A 21,633-nucleotide genomic window follows, 5' to 3' on the forward strand; every position below is an offset into this window, starting at 1 on the left:
ACTGTCAGAGACTGACGATCACTGATCCGGCGCGGCGGCGGGTTCGGCGGGCGTGTTGCGTTCGTCCTGGCGGATCTGCCCGGCGATGTCGCGCGCCAGGGCGCGGCCGACATTGCTGCCGTGCCGGTTCGGCGTGCTCTGGGTGGTGTCCGTGCGGTACAGGGCCTGAAGATAGGCGCGGTCCCATTCGGTCAGACCGGGCTGCGGCGCGCCGCTGAACAGGTTCAGGATGGTGTCGTAACCGCTGGTGTCCGCCTCGGGATCGGTCTGGGCCATGACCAGGAAGGCGACATAGTCGGCCAGTTGATCGAAGGTGACATTGGCCACGTCGTCCACGTCGATGATGACGAAGACCTTGCGCATGTCGTCACGCAGCGGGCTGCGCAGACGGGTGGCGCCCATGCGTTTGTTGACGACGCGCGGCCCGTCGTCGCCCGGAAGCCGGACGGCCGGATCGCCGGTCGCGGCGTCCACCGGAATGCTGATGTGCCACCAACGGACGGGCCGGTCCGTCTGAATGAAGGCGTCCAGTTCCGCCCGGCCCTGCGACGCGCCGGTCCAGTTGGGCAGAAAGGTGCGCAGGCGACGCTCGACCAGTTCGGACGCCATGCTGCGGGCGTCGGTGCTCATGACGATGATCACGTTCGGCTCGCAACCCGGCGCGCCGGGGCGCAGGCCCAGTTCGCGCGCCACGTCCGAAACGCGATCCACCATGGCCTGGCCGTGAACGGTTCCCATGTTGACCGCCCCGATGCACAGCGCGTCGTGCCAGGTGGCCAGGTTGCGGTTGTTGGCGGGCGCGGCGATTTCACTGACGAACTCACGCGATCGATCCGTCAGCGACCGGCCATCGATCATGATGTCATCGACAGCCACAGGATCCTGGGCCTGGGCGGGCGCGGCCTGGGTCGCAGGCTCAGGGGCGGTCTGGCTGGCCAGAAGCGCCGCCATGGTGATGGCCGTCAGCATGAAAAATCCCCTTCGATCCGGTCAATCGACCCGTACGCGTCGATACTGGCCGCGGCGGCTTACACCCGTATTTCGTTTGAGAAAGGGATTCCGTCGGAATCAAGGCACGGCGGCCTTGGACCTGGCACGACCATCGGCCTTTTCACCTGTGAAAAGCCCCCGTGCGGAGAATCCGACGGGGGCCATTCTGTTTCGGATCGCGCCGTTGCGCGGCCGCTAACGCTGACGACGGGGATCAGCCCTCGTCGTCTTCCTTCAGCAGCTCTTCCTTGGTGATCTTGGCGTCCTTGACCTCGGCGGCGCCGAAGATCAGGTCCACGACCTTCTCTTCATAGATGGGGGCGCGCATCGAGGCGGCGGCGTTCGGGTTCTGGCGATAGAAGTCCAGCACAGCGCGTTCTTGCCCCGGATAGTTGCGGGCTTCGGCCATGATGGCCTGGTTCAGTTCCTGGTCGGACACCGCAACGTTGTTGGCGCGGCCGATCTCGGCCAGCACCAGACCCAGGCGCACGCGGCGCTCGGCGATCTTGCGGTATTCTTCCTTCAGCTTCTTGTCCGACTTCTTGGCGTCTTCTTCCGGCAGACGGCCGGCGGCCTTGTCGGCCTCGACCTGCTGCCAGATGCCGTCGAACTCGGCGTCGACCATGCGCGGCGGCAGGTCGAAGGCGTGCTTCTCGTCCAGGATGTCCAGCAGGGCGCGCTTCTGCTTGAAGCGGGCGGCGCCGGCGTACTGCTGGTTCAGGTTCGAGCGCAGCAGCTCCTTCAGCTTGTCCAGGCTCTCGATGCCGATGCGCTTGGCGAAGTCGTCGTCGATCTCGGCCTCGGCCTCGGCCTTGATGGCCTTGACGGTCACGTCGAAGGTCGCGGCCTTACCGGCCAGGTGCGCGGCCTGATAGGCTTCGGGGAAGGTGACTTCGATGGTCTTTTCCTCGCCGACCTTCACGCCCGTCAGCTGCTCTTCAAAGCCGGGGATGAAGCGGTTCGAGCCGATCACCAGGTCGGCGTCGGTGGCGGCGCCGCCCTCGAACGCCTCGCCGTCGATCTTGCCGACGAAGTCGATGGTCAGCTGGTCGCCCTCGGCGGCCTTCACCGTCTTGCCGGTCTTGTCTTCATAGGTCTTGGCCTGACCGGCCAGTTCCGTCAGGGCCTCGTCCAGGTCGGCGTCGGTCGCCTCATAGACCGGGCGCTCCAGCTTCAGCGACTTGGGGTCCACCGGGGTGAAGTCGGGCATGACTTCCAGGTCCATTTCATAGACCAGGTCCTCGTCGCCGGTGATGACCTTGTCCATGTCGGAGGTCAGCTTCATCTCGGCCGGGGCGGCGGGGCGGACCTTGATCTCGTCCAGGGCCTTGGAGCTGGATTCGTTCAGCGCCTCGTTGACGATTTCGCCCATCAGGTCGCGGCCGAAGGTCTTCTTGACGTGGGCCATCGGCACCTTGCCAGGACGGAAGCCCTTCAGCTTCATCTGCGGCGCCACTTCCTTCAGCCGGGCGTCCAGCTTCGCGTTCAGCTCGGCGGCGGGGATGGTGACCGCGATGGTGCGGCTCAGACCTTCGGAAGACTTTTCGACGACTTGCATGGTCGGGATTCTGACGCTCTGGGGCGGCGTTTTCAGGGCGAACGCGCGCGCGATGGATAAAGCAATAGGGCCGCCCTTTGCGGGGGCGGCGCCTCGAAGCCCGCCCTTATGTCGATTGAGGGCTGAAACGTCAACGCGCGGACGCTATCTAGGCGGCCATGTCCACCGCTTCGCCCATCGGCGTCTTCGTCACGCCCGTCACCCCGCTCCAGCAGAACTGCACCGTCGTCTGGTGCACGGCCACCCAGCGGGCGGCGGTGATCGACCCCGGCGCCTCGGTCGACGCCGTCCTGGCCGAGATCGCGCGGCGCGGCCTGACGCTGGACCGCATCTGGATCACCCACGGCCATCTGGACCACGCCGGCGGGGCCGCCGAGATGCAGGAGAAGTCGGGCGTCGACATCTGGGGACCGCACCCGGACGACCAGTTCTGGATCGACGGCATCCCCCAGCAGGGCCAGATGTACGGCCTGCCCGAGGCCCGCAGCTTCACCCCCACGCGCTGGCTGGGCGACGGCGACACCGTGATCCTGGGCGAAACCACCTGGGACGTGGTGCATTGTCCCGGCCATACGCCGGGCCATGTGGTCTTCATCAACCGCGCCGCGCGGTTCGCCCAGGTCGGCGACGTGCTGTTCAACGGTTCAATCGGCCGCACCGACTTTCCGCGCAGCGACCATCAGGCCCTGCTGGATTCGGTGACGAAGAAGCTGTGGCCCTATGGCGACGACATCACCTTCGTGCCCGGCCACGGCCCGACCTCGACCTTCGGCGCCGAGCGTCGCAACAACCCCTTCGTATCGGATCGCGCCATGCAGGCGGCGCCCATCGCGCGCCCGGCCAGCGGGCCTTCGTAAGGGCGGTGGTGCGGCTAGAGGGACTCGAACCCCCACGGTCTCCCGCCAGAACCTAAATCTGGTGCGTCTACCAATTTCGCCATAGCCGCAGGCGCGCGCCGTCTATAGCCCACGCGCGGCGCGGAGCAAGGCGCGGCGTCAGGGTTGCAGATCCCGCAACACAGCCGGGATCAGGTCCGGCAGATCCTCGGCGATCAGGCCCGGCCCGAACCGGCCCGCCGCATGGGCGTGCATCCACACCGCCATGGACGCCGCCTCGAAAGCGTCGATGCCCTGGGCCATCAGGCCGCCGATCAGGCCGGCCAGCACATCGCCCGTCCCCGCCGTGGCCAGCCAGGGGCAGCCGTTGGCGTTGACCCGCACCCGCCCGTCGGGCGCCGCGATCAGGGTGCGCGACCCTTTCAGCACGACCACACAACCCGCGCGTTGCGCCGCTTCCGCCGCCGCCGTCTCGCGCCCGGCCGTCAGCAGGTCGGGGAACAGGCGTTGAAACTCCCCTTCATGCGGGGTCAGCACATCCTGCGGTCCCAGCAGGTCGAACAGGGCGTCCGGCGCATCCGCGAACACCGTCAGGGCGTCGGCGTCCAGCACCAACCGCGCCTCCAGCGTCGCCAGCGCCAGCACATTGTCCCGCGTCGCCTCGGTCACCCCCGCCGCCGGGCCGATCACCACCGCGCCCATGGGTTCGGCCACGCGCGCCAGATCGGCCGCATCCCGGAACGGCGACAGCATCACCGCCTCCAACGCGACCGCCAGCACCGGCGCCGCTTCGGGCGGACAGAACACTTTGACCAGCCCCGCCCCGATCCGCAGGCCCGCCCGCGCCGCCAGCCGCGCCGCGCCCGTATGGCAGGCGTCGCCCGACACCACGCCCAGGCGCCCGCGCGCATGTTTGTGGCTGTCCGCGCCCGGCCAGGGGATGCGATCGCGCCACAGGTCGGGATGATTGATGTCGGTCATGTGACTTATCCGATCACGGATGGCGATTGGGGGCGATTCCCCCCTTGCCTTATTGTGCGATGCAATGTCCCTTTAGCGCCCGAGCGAACGGCGCGTTCAAGCCGTCCTTGGGGTCGTCATGAAAAAGATCGAAGCGGTCATCAAGCCGTTCAAGCTGGACGAGGTCAAAGAGGCCCTTCAGGACGCGGGCGTCCAGGGCATGACCGTGCTGGAAGCCAAGGGATACGGCCGCCAGAAGGGCCATTCCGAGCTGTACCGCGGGGCCGAATACGTCATCGACTTCCTGCCCAAGATCAAGATCGAGGTGGTGGTGTCAGACGACATGGTCGCCCCGGTGGTCGAGGCCATCCAGGCCGCCGCCCGAACCGGCAAGATCGGCGACGGCAAGATCTTCGTTTCCGACATCCTAGACGTCATCCGCATCCGCACCGGCGAGACCGGCCCCCAGGCGGTCTGACCCCCTTCTCCACCACGGCGCCCCAGGGCGTCGTTTTCTTTTGGCCCCTCCCCGAACCCCAAAGGACCACCGAAATGAGCGCCTCGAAGATCCTGAAAGAGATCAAGGACAAGGACGTACTCTACGTCGACCTACGCTTCACCGACACGCGCGGCCGGATGCAGCACGTCACCTTCGACGTCGGCATGGTCGATGAAGAACTGCTGGAAGACGGCACTATGTTCGATGGTTCGTCCATCGCCGGCTGGAAGGCGATCAATGAGTCCGACATGCTGCTGAAGCCGGACCTGGCGACCGCCTATATCGACCCCTTCTATCAGCAGACGACCCTGTGCCTGTTCTGCGACGTGCTGAACCCCGATACGGGCGAACCGTACAACCGCGACAGCCGGTCGATGGCCAAGAAGGCCCTGACCTATGTCCAGTCGTCGGGCGTGGGCGACCAGGTCTTCTTCGGGCCTGAGGCCGAGTTTTTCGTCTTTGACGACGTGCGCTGGTCCACCGCCGCGCATGAAACCGGCTACGCCTTCGATTCGATCGAGTTGCCGGCCAACACCGGCGCCGAATACGCCGAGGGCAACATGGGCCACCGCCCCGGGCCCAAGGGCGGCTATTTCCCGGTCAATCCGGTCGATTCGGGCCAGGACCTGCGCGGCGAAATGCTGGCGGTCATGCGCGACCTGGGCATGGACCCGGAAAAGCACCACCACGAGGTCGCCCCGGCCCAGCACGAACTGGGCCTGAAGTTCAGCGACCTGCTGACCATGGCCGACCGGCTGCAGCTGTATAAATACGTGATCCACAACGTCGCGGCCGCCTACGGCAAGTCGGCGACCTTCATGGCCAAGCCCATGTACGCCGACAACGGCTCGGGCATGCATGTGCACCAGTCGATCTGGCGCGACGGCAAGCCGCTGTTCGCGGGCGACAAATACGCCGGCCTGTCGGACATGTGCCTGTGGTACATCGGCGGCATCATCAAGCACGCCAAGGCCATCAACGCCTTCGCCAACTCGACGACCAATTCCTACAAGCGGCTGGTGCCGGGCTATGAGGCGCCGGTGAAGCTGGCCTATTCGTCGCGCAACCGCTCGGCATCGATCCGTATTCCGTGGGTGTCGTCGCCCAAGGCCAAGCGTATCGAGGCGCGCTTCCCGGATCCGATGGGCAATCCCTATCTGACCTTCACGGCCCTGCTGATGGCGGGCCTGGACGGCATCGAGAACCGCATCGATCCGGGCGCCGCGGCCGACAAGAACCTGTACGACCTGCCGCCGGAAGAGCGCGGCTCGATCCCCGAGGTCTGCGGCTCGCTGCGTGAGGCGCTGGAGAATCTGGACAAGGACCGCGCCTTCCTGAAGAAGGGCGGCGTCATGGATGACGACTTCATCGACAGCTATATCGAGCTGAAGATGGAAGAGGTGATGCGGCTGCAACTGCACCCGCACCCGGTCGAGTTCGACATGTATTACAGCTGCTGATCACAGCTAAGGGGGCTGGATCCGGTCAGGGCCGGGGGCGATGCGCTCCCGGCCCTTTCCTTTGCGCGTCAGTGGAAGACGCCGACCGCCAGTTCGACCCAGATCAGCAGGAAGGCCACCCCCACCGCGCCACAGGCCGCGAACCGCGCGCCGTCGCTTTTCAGCAGCCGCACGGCCGCCTCGCACGCCAGGCCGGCGCCCAGCAGCATCGCGCCCATCACGGCGAAGTCCAGGCCGGTCCATGCCACCTGATCGCTGAACGCCATGGCGACCAGCGGGGCCAGAAGCACGGCCGCCGCCGCGCCCCAGCCCAGAATTCGCAGCGCCGTCCAGTGGCGGCCCGGCGCGGTTTCGGCAGTCGTCATCTCGCTCTCCCTTGGCGTGTGGGAACAACCCTGCCGGGCGGCGGGATGAGCGGCATGAGCGGAATGTGAGCGGGCGCTGAAAAAAGCGCGTCAGGCGGCGGCTTCGTCGGCCGCATCGGCCTTGCGGCGGCGCATCTCGATCACGCGCACGCACCAGATCGAGATTTCATACAGCGCCACCAGCGGGATGATCAGCATGATCTGGCTGATCGGATCGGGCGGGGTGACCACAGCGGCGACCACCGCCACCCCGACGATCGCATAGCGACGCCCCGCCGCCATGGCCTTGGACGAGATCAGCCCCGCCATACCCAACAGTGTCATCACCACCGGCAGCTGGAAACAGAATCCGAACGCGAGGATCAGCGCCGTGACCAGGTTCATATAGTCCGACACCTTGGGCAGCAGGGCCGCCGTGACGCCTTCTTGGCTGAACCCCTGGCTCAGCGAGAACCACATGACGAAGGGCAGCATGACGTAATAGACCAGCGCCGCCCCCAACAGGAACAGCAGCGGCGCCGCCACCAGAAACGGCAGGAAGGCCCCGCGTTCATTGCGATAAAGCCCCGGCGCGACGAAGCGGTACAGCTGGTACGCCAGCACCGGGAAGGCCAGCACCACGGCGCCCAGGCCCGCCAGCTTCATCTTGGTGAACAGGAACTCCAGGGGTGCGGTGTAGATCAGATTGACCGTCTCGCCCGGCGTTTCCGGCAGGGGGCGCAGCCCCGCGGACCCCAGGATCAGATCGACCGGCGACACCGCCGCATGCCCCCCGCCCGCCGCGCCGTGCAGGGCCGCCGCCGCCGCGAACGGCTTGACCAGGAAGACATAGATCGGCTCGGCGAAGGCGAAACAGCCGATGAAGGCCACGATGAAGGCCGCCACGCAGACGATCAGCCGGCCGCGCAGTTCGACCAGATGCTCCATCAGGGGCGCGCGCGACGCCTCGATCTCGGCCTCGTCCTGATCGGTGCGGCTCATGCGCCCGGCTCGGATTTAGGCGCGGGTTTGGGCTTGGCGGTGCGAGGCTTGGGTTTGGGCTTGGAAGCCGGCTTGTCGGCGGTCGTCTTGGCCTTGGACGCCGCCGTGGACGCAGCCTTGCGGCGCGGCTTGGCCGGGCGCGCGGGCGCCACGACCGGTTCGACCGGCGCATCGACGGCCGGCGTCGGCAGGGCCGGGACCACCGGCTCGGCGTCGGGCCATTCGGACCGGCCGGTGACCAGGGGCTGGCCCAGTTCCTTGTTGATGTCCTTGAAGGCCGCCTCGGCCTCGGCGCCCAGGGGATACATCCCCTGCCCCGCCTTCAGCGCCGCCACTTCCTTGCGCAGATCGTCCAGTTCCGACTGGCGCGCCATCTCGTCGAAGCTGGCGCGGAACTCGCTGGCCATGCCCCGCATCTTGGCCATGAACTGACCGACGCGCTTCATCAGCACGGGCAGGTCTTTGGGACCCACCACGATCAGGGCGATCAGCCCGATGACTAGAATTTCAAAGCCGCCGATTCCGGGGCCAAGGCCGCCCATGCGTCAGGCTCTTTCCCGTCAGACGCCGATCAGCGCTTCAGTTCGTCTTTTTCGGCGTCGGTGCGCGGCAGGCTGGAGGTGCCGTCGGTCGGCCCCTTGGTCTCGTCCTCGCCCTTCAGACCTTCGCGGAAGGCCTTGATGCCCTTGGCCGCGTCGCCCATCAGGCCGGACAGCTTGCCGCGTCCGCCGAACAGCAGCATCGCCAGGACGATGACGATCAGCCAGTGCCAGATGCTCAGGGTGCCCACGATGAAACTCCTCGGTCGGGCGCTGCGCCCAAATCAATCTTCGGCCTGCATATAGGCGCAGTGATGGCGGCGCGCCAAGCAAGCTTGTAGGGACGCGCCCATGAGTCACGTCATCATCCACACCGACGGCGCGTGCAAGGGCAATCCCGGCCCCGGCGGCTGGGGCGCCATCCTGCAGACCGGCGCGGGTCACGAGAAGGAGCTGTGGGGCGGAGAGGCGCTGACCACCAACAACCGCATGGAGCTGATGGCCGCCATCATGGCGCTGGAGGCCCTGACCCGCCCCTGCCGCGTCGATCTGCATACCGACAGCAAATACGTCATGCAGGGCGTGACCGAGTGGATCCACAACTGGAAGCGACGCGGCTGGAAGACGGCGGACAACAAGCCGGTCAAGAATGACGACCTGTGGAAGCGGCTGGACGCCGCCCGCGCCCGCCACGACGTCACCTGGCGCTGGGTCAAGGGCCACGCCGGGCACGAACTGAACGAACGCGCCGACGCCCTGGCCAATCGCGGCGTGGATCAGGTGCTGGGGCGTTAGGCCAGGCGGACTTTCAGGCCCGATCCGGTCAGACCGTCCACGATCACGCTTTCGCCCACCGGCGGCGCGGCGCCGACGATCTCGGCCGGCCATTCGGCGCCCGAGACGAACACCCGGCCCCGCCCGTCGATGAAGGCTTCGACCACCCGCGCGCGCTGGCCGATCAGGCGGCTGTCGCGGGCGTTGATGTCGGGGGCGTCGCCGGGATTGACCCGTTTCACCAGCCGCCGCGACAATAGGGTCGAGGCCACGGTCAGCAGCGAGAAGACCACGATCTCCAGCGGCAGGCCGATCCGCAGGCCCAAGGCCGTCAGAACCGCGACCACCCCGGCCGAAACGGCGGGCCACAACAGCCATTCGGTCGAAAAGGCCGCCTCGACCGCCAGCAGGATCACCCCGATCGCCAGCCAGATCCAGAACGGCTGGGCGGTATAAAGCTCAGAGACGAAATCCATCGCCTATCACTCCGTCGGGGGCACGCCGGTCGGCCGGCGGGGCGGACGCGGCTGGGCCGGCGGGGCCGAGGCCGTGCTGATGGGCCGCGCGGGCGGCTGGGCCTGCGGCGGGCGCGGCGGGGCGGACGGCTGGCGACCGCCGTCCCGCGCCAGTCCGACCAGTTCGCCGATGCCGGCGATGGAGCCGACCAGGGCGCCCATCTCGGCCGGCACGATAACCGTCTTCTGCTGCGGGCTGGTGGCCAGGGCCGAGAAGGCCTCGACGTATTTCTGGGCCACGAAATAGTTGATGGCGTTGACGTCGCCGCGCGCGATGGCTTCGGACACCATGGCGGTGGCCTTGGCCTCGGCCTCGGCCTCGCGTTCGCGGGCTTCGGCGTCGCGGAAGGCGGCTTCCTTGCGGCCTTCGGATTCCAGGATGGCGGCCTGTTTGGCGCCCTCGGCGCGGGTGATCGCGGCCTGTTTCTCGCCGTCCGCCTCGGTGACCACGGCGCGACGCTCGCGCTCGGCCTTCATCTGGCGGGCCATGGCGTTGGTGATGTCGGCGGGCGGCGTCAGATCCTTGATCTCGATCCGGTTGGCCTTGACGCCCCACGGTTCGGTCGCCGCATCGATCACCTGAAGCAGGCGGGTGTTGATGCTGTCGCGCTGGCTCAGCACCTCGTCCAGCTCCATCGAGCCGACCACGGTGCGCAGATTGGTCATGCACAGCTGGGCGATGGCGTATTGCAGATCGTCGACGCGATAGGCCGCCGCCGCCGCATTCATCACCTGAATGAAGACGATGCCGTCAACCTTGACCACCGCGTTGTCGCGGGTGATCACCTCCTGCTGAGGCACATCAAGAACCTGTTCCATCATATTCATGCGACGGCCGATTTTCTCGACGAATGGCGTCAGCAGATGGATGCCCGGCGTCAGGGTCTTGGTGTATTTGCCGAACCGTTCGACCGTGAACTCGCGCCCCTGAGGCACGATCTTGACCACGCTGAACAACAGCACGATCGCCAGGATCAGGATCGCTATGCCGAATATGCCCATGGGGGTCCTCCTAAAGCTTGGCCAAGCCTAACGGTCCGCCGGGGCCGACGCCACCGAATCCGGCGCCGCAGATGCGGATTCCGCGGCCGCCCGGATCACCCGCCGCGTTTCGTCCCAGTCGACCCAGGCCAGCGCCGTCTTCACCGGCATGAAGGCCGCCTCCATCGCATCATCTCCAGCCACGGGGTCGCCCGCGACCCACCGCGCCACATAGTCGATCAGCACATAGTGGCGGCCGTGTTCGGGAAACAGGCCGTCGATCACATCGACCAGGCCCAGGATTTCGGCCTCCACCCCCGTCTCCTCGCGCAGTTCACGCAGGGCCGCATCCACCGCCCGTTCGCCCGGTTCGATGCGGCCGCCGGGCAGGCTCCATTCGCCCATACGCGGCGGCTTGCCCCGGCGGATCAGCAGCACCTGGTCGCCCTTCAGGCAGACCACGCCGACGCAAGGGACCGGTTGGGGCGACGAATCCATGGCGACAGCATAGTCTTCAACCCCGCCATCTGGGACAAGACCGCATGACCCCGCCCTCACCCGCCGCGCTGGACGCGCTGAAGGCCGCGCTTGGCGAGGGCGGCTGGACCGACGATCCGGCCCTGATCGCGCCGTCGCTGACGGAATGGCGCGGCCGCTGGACGGGTCATACGCCGCTGATGCTGACGCCCCGATCCACCGAACAGGTCGCGCGCGCCGTGTCGATCTGCGCCGAACACGGCGTGGCGATCACGCCCCAGGGCGGCGGCACCGGTCTGGTCGGCGGCCAGATTCCCTATGGCGAGGCGCTGCTGTCGCTGAAGAAGATGCGGGCCGTGCGCGATGTCACCCCCCTGGACGACGCCATGACGGTGGAGGCCGGCCTCACCCTGCTGGAAGCCCAACAGGCTGCGGCCGATGCGGGCCGGTTCTTCCCCCTCAGCCTGGCGGCCGAAGGCAGCGCCACCATCGGCGGGGTCCTGTCGACCAATGCCGGGGGCGTGGCGGTGCTGCGCTATGGCATGATGCGCGATCTGGTGCTGGGGATAGAGGCGGTCATGCCCGACGGCCAGGTCTTCAACGGCCTGAAACGCCTCAGGAAAGACAACACCGGCTATGACCTGAAGCAACTGTTGATCGGGGCCGAGGGGACGCTGGGGGTGGTGACGGCGGCGACGCTGAAACTGTTTCCCATCCTGCGCGACCGGGCCACCGCCATGGTCGGCCTGGCCAGCCCCCGCGACGCCATCGAACTGCTGGCCCGCGCCAAGGCCGAGACAGGCGGCGGGGTCGAGGCGTTCGAACTGATGAAGCGGCTGGGGCTGGAACTGGCCCTGAAACACATCCCCGACACGCGCGAGCCGCTGGCCACCACCCCGCCCTGGACCGTCTTGATCGAGGCGGCCTCGGCCGAAGCCGGCGGGGCGTCGGCGGCGCTGGAGCGGTTGCTGGCCACAGCCTTCGACGACGGCCTGATCACGGACGCCGCCCTGGCCCAGAGCGACGCCCAGCGCGCGGCGATGTGGAAACTGCGCGAAGAACAGTCCGCCGCGCTGAAGCCCGAAGGCGGCGGCTGGAAGCACGACGTCTCGGTGCCCGTCTCACGCATCGCCGACTTCCTGGACGACGCCGACGCCGCCCTGCAGCGGTTTCATCCCGGCGTCCGCATCAGCGTCTTCGGCCATGTCGGCGACGGCAATCTGCATTACGACGTGCTGCGGCCCGAGGGCGAAGACGCCGCCGCCTTCATCGCCCGCTGGGAAGAGGGCTCGCGCATCGTGCACGACATTGTCGCCCGCTTCGACGGATCGATCAGCGCCGAACACGGCCTGGGCCGGCTGAAGACCGACGAGGCGCGCCGCTACAAGTCCGAGGTCGAAATCCAGATGATGCGCGCCGTGCGTCAGGCGCTGGACCCCCAGCGCATCATGAACCCCGGCGTGCTGTTTTGAACCGTTAGCGCCGGAAAACGCCGACCAGTTCGACATGGCCGGACCACAGGAACTGGTCCACCGGCGTCACCCGCTCCAGCCCGAAGCCCGCATCGATCAGAATGCGCGCATCGCGGGCGAAGGTGGTCGGATTGCACGACACCCCCACCACGACCGCCGCGCCCGACTGGGCGATCTGGGCCGACTGTTCGGCGGCGCCGGCGCGCGGCGGGTCGAACACCACGGCGTCGCAACCCTTCAGGTCCACCGGGCTGAACGGGCGGCGAAACAGGTCGCGCGCCTGGGCCGTGATCGGCTTCAGGCCCGAGGCCGAGGCGACGCCCGCCTTCAGCGCCCGGATCCCCGCCTCGGACGCATCGGCCGCCAGCACAGGCGCCACCGTCGCCAGCGGGAAGGTGAAGGTTCCAGCCCCACAGAACAGGTCGGCGATCCGTTTGGCGCCCTGAACCGCCGCCACCGCGCGATCCACCATCGCCGCCTCGGCCTGGGGGACGGCCTGCAGGAAGCCGCCCGCCGGCAGGGGCACGACCGCCGGGCCAAAGGCCACGCGCGGCTGGCGCGCCATCACCAGGGTTTCGCCCGCCAGGCTGAGACGCGCCAGGTCGGCGTCGGCCGCCGCCCCGATGGCCCGCATCTGGGCGTCGCGCGACAGGCCGCCGCTGCGCCGCTCCACCCCCGTGACATCGACATCCAGCCCGTCCAGCGTCCAGGTGACATGCAGGCTCGGGGCGGATTTGGGATGCTCCAGCACCGCCTCGGCCACGGCCTTCAGCGCGGGAATCGCCGCCACGAGGCGCGGGTCGGCCACCGGACAGGCCGAGATCGGAACCAGCCGCCACGACCGCCGCGCCTTGAACCCTAGGATCGCCCGCCCGTCCGGCCCGCGCCGGGCGTGCAGGGCCAGGCGGCGCCGCGACCCCGGCGGCGTGGCCACCGTTGGCTCGATTTCGGTCTCGATTCCCTCGCGCGCCAGGGCCAGGCGCACCTGGTCGCGCTTCCAGTCCAGATAGGGCGCGGCGGCCCAGTGCTGCAGCGAGCAACCGCCGCAGTCGCCATATTGCGGCGACACCGGCGCGATCCGGTCGGCGCTGGGCGTCAGGATTCGCACGTCCTCGGCCCGGCCGTCCCTGACCGTGGCCTGCACCGTCTCGCCCGGCAGGGTCAGCGGCGCATAGACCGGTCCGCGATCGGTGCGGGCCACGCCGTCGCCCTGGCCGCCGATGTGGGAAATGGTCAGGGTTTCGGTCATGCCCGCTTCTACCCTGCCAAACGGCGGGGCGGAACATGAACGAAGATGAACGGTGCGCTCAAAGTCCGTTCAGCTTGGCCGTCTTATCTCTCTACGCAACGCAAGCGGTTCCGAACCGTTCAGCGCCCGACACGACCTTTCACGGAGAGCCCGAAATGATCGGCGCCAAGACCAAGATCGCCGCCGCCGCCATCCTGATGGCCGCCATCGTCGCCCCGGGCGCCGCCTCGGCCCAGTCGGGCTACTATTCCGGCCAGGGCTATGGCTACGGCCAGTCGTACGACTATCGCCGCGCCCCGGCCCAGGATCCCTGCTATCGCGACGGCCGCAGCGGTGCGGGCGGCGTCATCGGCGCCACCGCCGGCGCCGTTCTGGGCTCGCAGGTCGCCGCGCGCGGTCGCCGCACCGAGGGTAGCGTTCTGGGCGGGGTCCTGGGCGCCGTGATCGGCTCGCAGATCGGCCGCGCGTCCAGCGAGAACTGCTACGCCCAGCAAGGCTACTATGGCCAGCAGGGCTATAACGACCGCGATTACCGCTACGACAACGGCTACAGCCAGCCGCGTTATGACGACCGTTACGATGACCGCTACGACGACCGTCGCGGCTATGACGACGGTTATCGCGGCGGATACGACCGGGGCGGCGACTGCCGTCTGGCCGAAAGCCGCATCCGTCTTCCCGACGGCCGCTACGAGACGCGCCACGTCCGCAGTTGCCGCGACAGTTCGGGCCGCTATCGCGTCGTCGATTAACATCCAGCCCCCCTGGCAATTGACGACGTGACGGAGCCGCCGGCGGAGACATCCGCCGGCGGTTTTCCTTTTTGGGGCCGTTTAAGTACCGGCAGCCTTTTCCCAGATTCCCGCTCATCCCCGCGAAAGCGGGGACCCAGATCTTTGGGCGATGCAGCGCTGCCTGTGATCCGCCATCGTCAATCCAGAAACACCGGCGTCTTGATGACAGGACTGGGTCCCCGCTTTCGCGGGGATGAGCGGAGGACATGTCCTGCGTCCACTATCGGGCGGCCCAGAGCAGATATTCCTGATTGCCGTCGCCGCCGCTGATGGGGCTGTCGGCGGTTTCGCGCACGGTCCAGCCCGCCCCCTCCAGCCAGGCGGCCACGCGGTCCAGCGCCGCCTGGCGCGCATCGGCGTCGCGGACCACGCCGCCGCGCCCGACGTCCTGGCGACGCTCCATCTCGAACTGGGGCTTCACCAGGGTGACCAGGTCCGCGCCCGGCCGGGCCAGCGCCAGGGCGGCGGGCAACACCTTGGCCAGGCCGATGAAGCTGGCGTCGCAGACGATCAGATCGACCGGATCGGCGATCAGCATCGGCGACAGGTCGCGCGCGTCGGTCTTTTCCAAGTTCACCACGCGCGGATCGGCGGCGATGCGGGGATGCAACTGCCCCTGCCCCACATCCACGGCGAAGACCCGCGCCGCGCCGCGCTCCAGCAGCACTTCGGTAAAGCCGCCGGTCGAGGCGCCGACATCGATGGCCGCCCGCCCCTCGACAGCCACAGGCCACAGGTCCAGGGCGTGATCCAGTTTCAGCGCCCCACGCCCGACGAATCGGTGCGCGGCCTGGGCCTCGATCACCACATCCTCGGCCAGCTGTTCCGACGGCTTGGCCACGGTGCGGCCATCGGCGGTCACCCGCCCCGCCTCGATGGCGGCTCGGGCGCGGGCGCGGGTGTCGAACAGGCCGCGCGCGACCAGCAGCTGGTCGGCGCGGACGCGGCTCATCCGATCTGGCCCAGCCGATCCAGGGCGGCCTGAAGGCGCGCCTTGCCCGCCTCGGCCTCGGCCTTCTTCTGACGCTGCTCCTCGACCACCTCGGCGGCGGCGCGGGCGACAAAGTTCGGGTTGCCCAGCTTCTTGTCGACATGGGCGATATCGCTGTCGAAGGCGGCGATCTCCTTGGCCAAGCGCATGCGTTCGGCCGACAGGTCGATGATGTCGGCCAGCGACAGGGCCGCCGTCGCGCCGCCGGTGACGAAGGTCACCGCGCCCGCCGGGGCCGCATCGGCCGCCTCGACCGACGACACCCGCGCCAGGGTCAGGATCAGGCCGCGATGCCGGTCCATCCGCTCGCGCGTGATGGCGTCGGGCGACACGAAGGCCAGCGGCGGCTTGGCCGAAGGCGGCACATTCATTTCCGCCCGCAACTGACGGATTTCCGTGACCAGATCGACCAGCCAGCCGATCTCAGCCTCCGCCGCCGCATCGACAAAGCCGTCCGGCAGTTCGGGCCAGCGGGCGCCCAGCAGCATGGGCTCGGCCCGCGCCGCGCCCTGATCCGCCAGTTGGTCCCACAGCTCTTCAGTGATGAAGGGCATGACCGGGTGCATCAGCTTCAGCGTCTGGTCCAGAACCCAGGCGGTCATGGCCCGCGTCTCGGCCTTGGCCGCCTCATCCGCCCCGCCGAACACCGGCTTAGCCAGTTCCAGATACCAGTCGCAGAAGACGTTCCAGACGAAGCGGTAGAGGCTGGACGCCGCCTCATCGAACCGGCCGGCCTCCAGCGCCGCCGACACCGCCCGCTCGGCCTTGGTCAGTTCGCCGCGGACCCAGCGGTTGATCGTCTGGTCCACGCCCGCCGGGTCGAAGCCTTCGGCGCGGCGCGCCTCGTTCATCTGGGCGAAGCGGGCGGCGTTCCACAGCTTGGTGCCGAAGTTGCGATAGCCTTCAATGCGTTGGCGCGACAGCTTGATGTCGCGCGTGCCCGACAGAATGGCCATGGTGAAGCGCAAGGGGTCGGCGCCCAGGTCGTCGATGATCTCCAGCGGGTCGATGACGTTGCCCTTGGACTTCGACATCTTCTGGCCCTTCTCGTCGCGGACCAGACCGTTGATGATCACGCGCTTGAACGGCGCCTGACCGGTGAAATGCAGCCCCATCATCATCATCCGGGCCACCCAGAAGAAGATGATGTCATAGCCGGTGACCAGATCACTGGTCGGATAGAACCGCTCCAGATCCTCGGTCTTGTCGGGCCAGCCCATGGTCGAGAAGGGCCACAGGGCCGAGCTGAACCAGGTGTCCAGAACGTCCTCGTCCTGGGTCAGGGGCAGATCGCCCGCCTGGGCGCGCGCCTCTTCCTCCGTCTCGGCCACGAAGATCTGGCCATCCGGCCCGTACCAGGCCGGGATGCGATGGCCCCACCACAGCTGGCGCGAGATGCACCACGGCTCGATATTGCGCAGCCACTCGAAATAGACCTTCTCGTAGCTGCGAGGCTCGAACACGGTGTCGCCCTGCTCCACCGCCTTCAGCGCGGGCTGGGCCAGGGTCTTGGCGTCGACATACCACTGGTCCGTCAGCCACGGCTCGATGACCACGCCCGAACGGTCGCCGTGCGGGACCATGTGGCGGGTCTTCTCGATCTGCTTCAGCCAGCCTTGTTCCTCGGCCCGGGCGACGATGGCCTTGCGCGCGGCGAAGCGGTCCATACCTTCATAGTCGGCGGGCACATCGGGCGTGTCGGCGGCGGTGATGCGGCCAAAGGCGTCCATGATGTTCAGGGCGGCCAGCCCGGCCCGCTTGCCCACGCCGAAGTCGTTGAAGTCGTGCGCCGGCGTGATCTTCACCGCGCCAGACCCCTTGGTCGGATCGGCATAATCATCGGCGACGATAGGGATGCGACGCCCCACGATGGGCAAGGTCACGAACTTGCCGACCAGACCGGCATAGCGCTCATCGTCCGGGTGCACCGCCACGCCGGTGTCGCCCAGCATGGTCTCGGGCCGGGTGGTGGCGACGACGATATAGTCGCGCGTCTCCCATTCGGTCGCCTTGCCGTCGTCGTCGAAGGCGACCGGGTGTTCGTAGGTCACGCCATCGGCCAGCGGATAGGCGAAATGCCAATAGGCGCCGTCGACCTCCTTCTGCTCGACCTCCAGGTCGCTGATGGCGGTCTGGAAATGCGGATCCCAGTTTACCAGCCGCTTGTCGCGATAGATCAGCCCCTGCTGGTGCAGCTGCACGAAGACCTTGCGCACCGCGGCCGACAGGCCCTCGTCCAGGGTGAACCGTTCGCGGCTCCAGTCGCACGACGCGCCCAGGCGGCGCAGCTGGCGCACGATGGCGCCGCCGCTTTCGGCCTTCCATTTCCAGACGGTGTCCAGGAAGGCTTCGCGGCCCATGTCGCGGCGGCTGGCGGTACCGGCGGCGGCCAGCTGACGTTCGACCACCATCTGGGTGGCGATGCCCGCATGATCGGTGCCCGGCAGCCACAAGGCCGCCTTGCCGCGCATGCGGTGATAGCGGATCAGGATGTCCTGCAGGGTGTTGTTCAGCGCATGGCCGATGTGCAGCGACCCGGTCACGTTCGGCGGCGGGATGACGATGGAATAGGCGCCGGCCGCCCCCTCGGTGCGCGGCGCGAACAGGCCGCTGCTCTCCCACATCTGATACAGGCGCGGTTCAGCGGATTTCGGATCGAAGGTCTTGTCGAGCATCGGGAGGGTCTTTGCAGAAACGAGAAAGGGCGGCCCCGCCGGAGCCGCCCTGTGGTGATCTAGTGGAGATCAGGTCGCAGGTGAAGGTCAGCCGGCGTTGCGGGCGATGCGTTCCACTTCCTTGCGTACCTGGGCCTCGACGATGGCCGGCAGATTGGCGTCCAGCCAGTCCTTCAGCATCGGGCGCAGCAGCTGGCGCGCCAGTTCGTCGATGGTCGGACCGGCGGCGCCGCTGAAGGGCGCCGGTTCCGGCTGGCGCAGGCTGGCGGCCAGGCCGGCGAAGGCCGAGGCCGCGCTGCCGGCGGCCGCGTCGCCGACCAGGATCTCGCTCGAAGGCGCAGGCGCCGCATAGGCGGGTTCCGGCTCGGCCTCATAGGCCGGTTCGACGGCGGCCGGGGCTTCGGGGAAGGGTTCCGGCTCGGGCGCCGCGACATCCAGATCGCCGATGCTTTCGGCCTCGGGCGCCTCATAGCGGTCGGTCAGTTCCAGCACGTCGTCTTCGGCCGCGATGGCCTCTTCGGCCGGCGCCTCGGCGAAGGCCGGGGTGATCGGCTCAGACTCAGGCTCGGGCGCATACGCAGGCGCGGGTTCCGGTTCAGCCGCGATTTCCGGCTCGGGCGCAGGGGCGGCGGCGGCCGTTTCGGCCGGGGCCTCGTCTTCCGAGATGATCCGGCGGATCGACGCCAGGATTTCCTCCATCGTCGGTTCCTGGGCGGTCTGATCGGTCATGTCTTAACCCTGAGGACAAAGCCGTAGGGACGCGCGTTTACGATGCGCCCCGGTCGCGGAAAGTCGTCGCATCTACGCCCGCCGGAATCAACGGGGCTTTTTCGCCTGTTTGGTTAAAACGCCGATCAGGCGCCGGGCGCGGTGCGGATGACGTCGCTCTTCAGCTGGGCGTCGATCGGCGCGTCGGGCGCGTCTGCGGCCGGAACCACCGGCGGGGCGGCGGTGCGGTCGATGGCTTCCAGCAGGCCGTCCCAAGGCAGGGCGCCGCGATTGCGCACGCGGTTGTAGTTGGCGGCCGGATCATAGGCGTCGACCGGCACCAGATCCGGGCCTTCCAGCCGGCCCATGGCGGCCAGCAGCTGGGCCTGGGCCACATATTCGTTGCGCCGGGCGATGGCCAGGGTGACCTCGGCGTTGCGCAGCTCCAGCTCCTGGTTCAGCACGTCCAGAGTGGTGCGCAGGCCGACCTGGGCCTCCTGGCGCACGCCCTCGGCCGCGACCGAGGCGGCGCGCACCGCCTCCTGGCCCGCCGACAGGGTCGAGCGAGCCGACACCACCTGGGCATAGGCCGAGCTGACGGCCTGCAGCACGCTGCGGCGTTCGCCCTCGACGCCGATCTGGGCGGCGTTGGCCTGTTCCAGGGCCTGGGCCACACGCGAACGGTTCAGGCCGCCGGTGAACAGCGGGATCGACACCGAGGCGCCGGCGCGGAAGGCGGTGCGGTCGGCCAGATCGGGATCATCCAGCGTGCCCGTGCCGCCATAGGATGCCGTCAGGCGCGCCGACGGCAGATATTCGGCGCGGGCCTGGGCCACGCGGGCCTCGGCCGACTGCAGGGCGTAACCGGCGGCGCGCAGGCCGGGGTTGTCCAGCAGCGCGACATCCATCGCCTGCTCAAAGCCGGACGGCAGGCCCGGCAGGGTCGGCAGGGCCTCCAGCGTGCCCGGCGACTGACCCACCACGGCGGCGTAGGCGGCGCGCGACACCGACAGCTGGGCCTGGGCGTTGGCCAGATCGGCCTCGGTCTGGGCCAAACGGGCCTCGGACTGGGCCACGTCGGTGCGGGTGATCTCGCCCACCTCGAACCGGGCGTTGGATTCGTCCAGCTGGCGGCGCAGGACGGTCTGGTTCGCCTGGCGGATGCGCAGGATCTCGATGTCGCGCAGCACGTCGGCATAGGCCTGGATCACGGTGGCCAGGACCTGCTGCTCGATGTCGCGCAGATTCTCGCGGCCGCCCAGGATGTTGGCTTCGGCCGCCGTGATGCCGTGGCCGACGCGGCCGGCGGAATACAGGGTCTGGCTCAGGCTCAGGCCGGCGCTGACCTCGTCGCTTTCATTCGAGCCGCCGGTGGTGACGGTGTCGATGACGCCGTCGCCGTCCAGGTCCATGCCGGTCGAGGTGGTGACGCGCGGGGTGCGGGTCTGGGTGTAATCGACACCGGCGTTGGCGCTCAGCGTCGGGCGAAGACCCGCGCGGGCCTGAACCACCGTCTCGTCCAGGGCGCGCTGGTTGGCGCGCTGGGCCAGCAGGGTCGGGTTGGTCTGATAGGCCAGGGCCAGGGCGTCCCGCAGGTCTTCCGCCAGCACCGGGCCCGCCACGCCGGCCAGCACGGCGGCCATGGCGACCGAGGCGAGCGCACGCGAACGTTTCAACATCATCTGTTCCTGCCTGACGCCCGGGGGAGGATGCGTCAAAAATTACGGGTTCGTTCGGTGTTTCGTGACGATGGATGTGCGCCAACGCCAGTTAAGTTTTCTTCACGCGCCGGCGCGCCGTTTCCGTCGCGGCCGGCAGACTACAGGGCTAACTACAGGGCGAATGTAGGCTCAGGCGTCAGTTCCGCCAGAATCGGCGGCGTGGAATCGAACAGAACCTTGCGCGAGGCCGCGCCGTCGCGACCCTTCACATAAAGCACCGCCTTGCCGACCGGGCCGGTCCGCTCGACCACCGCCAGGCGGCCGCCTTCGCGCAGGGCCGCCAGCCAGGCGTCGGGCCGCACCGGAACCGCCGCCTCGCTGACGATCAGATCCCAACCTTCGCCCACAGGCGCCGTCAGAGCGCCGACCGAAGTCTGCACGCCGTCGTCGGCCAGGGCCGCGCCAGCCACGTCGAACACCGCCGCCTCGGCCTCCTGGGCCGTTACGGTCAGACCCATGCGGGCCAGCACCAGCGCCGCATAGGGCGCGGCCAGGCACAGCGCCCGCTCGTCCGCGCGGGGATCGGCGGCCTGCAACAGCTTGGCGATGTCGCGCGCCGGCATCAGGAAGCGGCCGGCGGCGATTTCGGGCGTCGTCTCGGCATAGGCCATGAAGGCCCGCTCGGCCGGGACCAGCCGCTCACGCGGGGCGGCCATCAGCGCGGCCTGAAGGGCGCGATCGGTGACGTCGTTCACGCGGACCTGCGAGTCCACCATGACCTTGCGCGCGGCGGCGAAATCCATCGGGAAGCCTTCTGTTGGCGGCGGAACGGGAATTGCGCGTGCTTATAGGTCTCTGCGTTGCAGCGGACAATCCGATCTGATAGCGAACGCCCCTCGCGATGGCGCGGCCCCGGTTTCGGGGCGCATGGCCTGATGGCGGAGTGGTGACGCAGAGGACTGCAAATCCTTGCACCCGGGTTCGATTCCCGGTCAGGCCTCCATCGCGATTTTCAGACAGGGCGCGCGAAAACCACCGCGCAGGCGGCGACCAAACCCCTGTTCCTGCAGTCAATTCAGACCGGTGCGGTGATCCAGCCGATGGCCCCGGCCGCGCCCAGCGCCGCCCCCACGATGGCCGCCACGATC

General features: G+C 68.3%; 22 protein-coding genes and 2 tRNA genes. 7 read left to right on the forward strand and 17 right to left on the reverse strand.

Going from position 1 to position 21,633, the window contains the following annotated elements; translation table 11 throughout:
• Positions 1–18: 18 nt before the first annotated feature.
• Both Q0581_RS03505 and tig read right to left on the reverse strand, forming a co-directional pair.
• Complete coding sequence (locus Q0581_RS03505; protein WP_298697636.1) at positions 19–969, reverse strand: hypothetical protein; 951 nt, start codon at positions 967–969, stop codon at positions 19–21.
• A 235-nt stretch (positions 970–1,204) separates the two neighbouring features.
• A complete protein-coding gene (gene tig, locus Q0581_RS03510) occupies positions 1,205–2,548 on the reverse strand; it encodes a trigger factor (RefSeq protein WP_298697637.1) in 1,344 nt (447 codons plus the stop codon).
• 158 nt (positions 2,549–2,706) lie between these two features.
• On the opposite strand from tig, the gene Q0581_RS03515 reads away from it, so the two are divergent.
• Positions 2,707–3,405: an MBL fold metallo-hydrolase gene (locus tag Q0581_RS03515; RefSeq protein ID WP_298697639.1), complete on the forward strand. Its 699-nt coding sequence runs from the start codon at positions 2,707–2,709 to the stop codon at positions 3,403–3,405.
• Between the two features lie 6 nt (positions 3,406–3,411).
• Here Q0581_RS03515 and Q0581_RS03520 read toward each other — a convergent pair.
• Together Q0581_RS03520 and Q0581_RS03525 are read right to left on the reverse strand one after the other, a co-directional pair.
• Positions 3,412–3,494: transfer RNA gene (locus tag Q0581_RS03520), tRNA-Leu, on the reverse strand.
• Between the two features lie 49 nt (positions 3,495–3,543).
• A complete protein-coding gene (locus tag Q0581_RS03525) occupies positions 3,544–4,365 on the reverse strand; it encodes an NAD(P)H-hydrate dehydratase (RefSeq protein ID WP_298697641.1) in 822 nt (273 codons plus the stop codon).
• A gap of 118 nt (positions 4,366–4,483) precedes the next feature.
• Between Q0581_RS03525 and Q0581_RS03530 the strand changes: the two genes are divergently transcribed.
• On the forward strand, positions 4,484–4,822 hold the full coding sequence (locus Q0581_RS03530; RefSeq protein WP_298697643.1) for a P-II family nitrogen regulator: 339 nt from the start codon (positions 4,484–4,486) through the stop codon (positions 4,820–4,822).
• 74 nt (positions 4,823–4,896) lie between these two features.
• Complete coding sequence (gene glnA / locus Q0581_RS03535; protein ID WP_298697644.1) at positions 4,897–6,303, forward strand: type I glutamate--ammonia ligase; 1,407 nt, start codon at positions 4,897–4,899, stop codon at positions 6,301–6,303.
• A 68-nt stretch (positions 6,304–6,371) separates the two neighbouring features.
• Here glnA and Q0581_RS03540 read toward each other — a convergent pair whose 3' ends face one another.
• From Q0581_RS03540 to Q0581_RS03555, 4 genes are all read right to left on the reverse strand, one after another.
• Positions 6,372–6,668, reverse strand: coding sequence for a hypothetical protein (locus Q0581_RS03540; protein ID WP_298697646.1), 297 nt, complete (start codon positions 6,666–6,668; stop codon positions 6,372–6,374).
• Positions 6,669–6,758: 90 nt separating this feature from the next.
• Positions 6,759–7,649 carry a twin-arginine translocase subunit TatC gene (gene tatC / locus Q0581_RS03545; protein WP_298697647.1) on the reverse strand — a complete coding sequence of 297 codons (891 nt, stop codon included), beginning with the start codon at positions 7,647–7,649 and terminating at the stop codon, positions 6,759–6,761.
• Positions 7,646–8,191, reverse strand: a complete 546-nt coding sequence (gene tatB, locus Q0581_RS03550; RefSeq protein WP_298697649.1) for a Sec-independent protein translocase protein TatB — start codon at positions 8,189–8,191, stop codon at positions 7,646–7,648. The genes tatC and tatB overlap by 4 nt, the downstream gene beginning before the upstream one ends.
• Positions 8,192–8,220: 29 nt before the next feature.
• The gene (locus Q0581_RS03555; RefSeq protein ID WP_298697650.1) at positions 8,221–8,439 is read right to left on the reverse strand and encodes a twin-arginine translocase TatA/TatE family subunit; all 219 of its coding nucleotides are present in this window, start codon (positions 8,437–8,439) and stop codon (positions 8,221–8,223) included.
• A 100-nt stretch (positions 8,440–8,539) separates the two neighbouring features.
• Between Q0581_RS03555 and rnhA the strand changes: the two genes are divergently transcribed.
• A complete protein-coding gene (gene rnhA, locus Q0581_RS03560; protein WP_298697651.1) occupies positions 8,540–8,983 on the forward strand; it encodes a ribonuclease HI in 444 nt (147 codons plus the stop codon).
• On the opposite strand, the gene Q0581_RS03565 is transcribed toward rnhA, so the two are convergent.
• Genes Q0581_RS03565 through Q0581_RS03575 form a run of 3 tightly spaced genes read right to left on the reverse strand, consistent with a single transcriptional unit; the run spans position 8,980 to position 10,956 of the window.
• On the reverse strand, positions 8,980–9,438 hold the full coding sequence (locus Q0581_RS03565) for an NfeD family protein (protein ID WP_298697652.1): 459 nt from the start codon (positions 9,436–9,438) through the stop codon (positions 8,980–8,982). The genes rnhA and Q0581_RS03565 overlap by 4 nt on opposite strands.
• Before the next feature lie 6 nt (positions 9,439–9,444).
• A complete protein-coding gene (locus Q0581_RS03570) occupies positions 9,445–10,479 on the reverse strand; it encodes an SPFH domain-containing protein (RefSeq protein WP_298697653.1) in 1,035 nt (344 codons plus the stop codon).
• A 27-nt stretch (positions 10,480–10,506) separates the two neighbouring features.
• Complete coding sequence (locus Q0581_RS03575; RefSeq protein WP_298697654.1) at positions 10,507–10,956, reverse strand: NUDIX hydrolase; 450 nt, start codon at positions 10,954–10,956, stop codon at positions 10,507–10,509.
• A gap of 44 nt (positions 10,957–11,000) precedes the next feature.
• Between Q0581_RS03575 and Q0581_RS03580 the strand changes: the two genes are divergently transcribed.
• Entirely contained in the window at positions 11,001–12,407 is a 1,407-nt protein-coding gene (locus Q0581_RS03580) for an FAD-binding oxidoreductase (protein WP_298697655.1), read from the forward strand.
• Positions 12,408–12,411: 4 nt separating this feature from the next.
• Here Q0581_RS03580 and Q0581_RS03585 read toward each other — a convergent pair whose 3' ends face one another.
• Positions 12,412–13,656, reverse strand: coding sequence for a class I SAM-dependent RNA methyltransferase (locus Q0581_RS03585; RefSeq protein WP_298697657.1), 1,245 nt, complete (start codon positions 13,654–13,656; stop codon positions 12,412–12,414).
• A 155-nt stretch (positions 13,657–13,811) separates the two neighbouring features.
• Between Q0581_RS03585 and Q0581_RS03590 the strand changes: the two genes are divergently transcribed.
• The gene (locus Q0581_RS03590; protein ID WP_298697660.1) at positions 13,812–14,408 is read left to right on the forward strand and encodes a glycine zipper 2TM domain-containing protein; all 597 of its coding nucleotides are present in this window, start codon (positions 13,812–13,814) and stop codon (positions 14,406–14,408) included.
• Between the two features lie 262 nt (positions 14,409–14,670).
• On the opposite strand, the gene Q0581_RS03595 is transcribed toward Q0581_RS03590, so the two are convergent.
• From Q0581_RS03595 to Q0581_RS03615, 5 genes are all read right to left on the reverse strand, one after another.
• Positions 14,671–15,402, reverse strand: coding sequence for a TlyA family RNA methyltransferase (locus Q0581_RS03595; protein ID WP_298697662.1), 732 nt, complete (start codon positions 15,400–15,402; stop codon positions 14,671–14,673).
• Complete coding sequence (locus Q0581_RS03600) at positions 15,399–18,116, reverse strand: valine--tRNA ligase (RefSeq protein WP_298697664.1); 2,718 nt, start codon at positions 18,114–18,116, stop codon at positions 15,399–15,401. The genes Q0581_RS03595 and Q0581_RS03600 overlap by 4 nt, the downstream gene beginning before the upstream one ends.
• An 87-nt stretch (positions 18,117–18,203) precedes the next feature.
• Entirely contained in the window at positions 18,204–18,845 is a 642-nt protein-coding gene (locus tag Q0581_RS03605) for a DUF2497 domain-containing protein (RefSeq protein ID WP_298697666.1), read from the reverse strand.
• A 125-nt stretch (positions 18,846–18,970) separates the two neighbouring features.
• On the reverse strand, positions 18,971–20,503 hold the full coding sequence (locus tag Q0581_RS03610) for a TolC family outer membrane protein (RefSeq protein ID WP_298697667.1): 1,533 nt from the start codon (positions 20,501–20,503) through the stop codon (positions 18,971–18,973).
• Between the two features lie 152 nt (positions 20,504–20,655).
• Complete coding sequence (locus tag Q0581_RS03615) at positions 20,656–21,288, reverse strand: protein-L-isoaspartate O-methyltransferase (protein ID WP_298697669.1); 633 nt, start codon at positions 21,286–21,288, stop codon at positions 20,656–20,658.
• Positions 21,289–21,414: 126 nt separating this feature from the next.
• On the opposite strand from Q0581_RS03615, the gene Q0581_RS03620 reads away from it, so the two are divergent.
• Positions 21,415–21,488 (forward strand) — tRNA-Cys (locus Q0581_RS03620).
• The last annotated feature ends 145 nt before the right edge of the window (positions 21,489–21,633 follow it).

The sequence above is a fragment of the uncultured Brevundimonas sp. genome, from assembly GCF_937863155.1.
GTDB lineage: Bacteria > Pseudomonadota > Alphaproteobacteria > Caulobacterales > Caulobacteraceae > Brevundimonas.

Excerpts from the sequence above, each read along its gene's own strand:
- Q0581_RS03575 (WP_298697654.1), bottom strand. The coding sequence starts at position 10,956 with ATGGATTCGTCGCCCCAACCGGTCCCTTGCGTCGGCGTGGTCTGCCTG.
- Q0581_RS03615 (WP_298697669.1), bottom strand. The coding sequence starts at position 21,288 with ATGGATTTCGCCGCCGCGCGCAAGGTCATGGTGGACTCGCAGGTCCGC.
- Q0581_RS03515 (WP_298697639.1), top strand. The coding sequence starts at position 2,707 with ATGTCCACCGCTTCGCCCATCGGCGTCTTCGTCACGCCCGTCACCCCG.
- Q0581_RS03585 (WP_298697657.1), bottom strand. The coding sequence starts at position 13,656 with ATGACCGAAACCCTGACCATTTCCCACATCGGCGGCCAGGGCGACGGC.
- Q0581_RS03590 (WP_298697660.1), top strand. The coding sequence starts at position 13,812 with ATGATCGGCGCCAAGACCAAGATCGCCGCCGCCGCCATCCTGATGGCC.
- Q0581_RS03600 (WP_298697664.1), bottom strand. The coding sequence starts at position 18,116 with ATGCTCGACAAGACCTTCGATCCGAAATCCGCTGAACCGCGCCTGTAT.
- Q0581_RS03605 (WP_298697666.1), bottom strand. The coding sequence starts at position 18,845 with ATGACCGATCAGACCGCCCAGGAACCGACGATGGAGGAAATCCTGGCG.
- Q0581_RS03525 (WP_298697641.1), bottom strand. The coding sequence starts at position 4,365 with ATGACCGACATCAATCATCCCGACCTGTGGCGCGATCGCATCCCCTGG.
- rnhA (WP_298697651.1), top strand. The coding sequence starts at position 8,540 with ATGAGTCACGTCATCATCCACACCGACGGCGCGTGCAAGGGCAATCCC.
- Q0581_RS03565 (WP_298697652.1), bottom strand. The coding sequence starts at position 9,438 with ATGGATTTCGTCTCTGAGCTTTATACCGCCCAGCCGTTCTGGATCTGG.
- Q0581_RS03595 (WP_298697662.1), bottom strand. The coding sequence starts at position 15,402 with ATGAGCCGCGTCCGCGCCGACCAGCTGCTGGTCGCGCGCGGCCTGTTC.
- Q0581_RS03530 (WP_298697643.1), top strand. The coding sequence starts at position 4,484 with ATGAAAAAGATCGAAGCGGTCATCAAGCCGTTCAAGCTGGACGAGGTC.
- Q0581_RS03580 (WP_298697655.1), top strand. The coding sequence starts at position 11,001 with ATGACCCCGCCCTCACCCGCCGCGCTGGACGCGCTGAAGGCCGCGCTT.
- tatB (WP_298697649.1), bottom strand. The coding sequence starts at position 8,191 with ATGGGCGGCCTTGGCCCCGGAATCGGCGGCTTTGAAATTCTAGTCATC.
- Q0581_RS03505 (WP_298697636.1), bottom strand. The coding sequence starts at position 969 with ATGCTGACGGCCATCACCATGGCGGCGCTTCTGGCCAGCCAGACCGCC.
- tatC (WP_298697647.1), bottom strand. The coding sequence starts at position 7,649 with ATGAGCCGCACCGATCAGGACGAGGCCGAGATCGAGGCGTCGCGCGCG.
- Q0581_RS03570 (WP_298697653.1), bottom strand. The coding sequence starts at position 10,479 with ATGGGCATATTCGGCATAGCGATCCTGATCCTGGCGATCGTGCTGTTG.
- Q0581_RS03610 (WP_298697667.1), bottom strand. The coding sequence starts at position 20,503 with ATGTTGAAACGTTCGCGTGCGCTCGCCTCGGTCGCCATGGCCGCCGTG.
- Q0581_RS03540 (WP_298697646.1), bottom strand. The coding sequence starts at position 6,668 with ATGACGACTGCCGAAACCGCGCCGGGCCGCCACTGGACGGCGCTGCGA.
- glnA (WP_298697644.1), top strand. The coding sequence starts at position 4,897 with ATGAGCGCCTCGAAGATCCTGAAAGAGATCAAGGACAAGGACGTACTC.
- tig (WP_298697637.1), bottom strand. The coding sequence starts at position 2,548 with ATGCAAGTCGTCGAAAAGTCTTCCGAAGGTCTGAGCCGCACCATCGCG.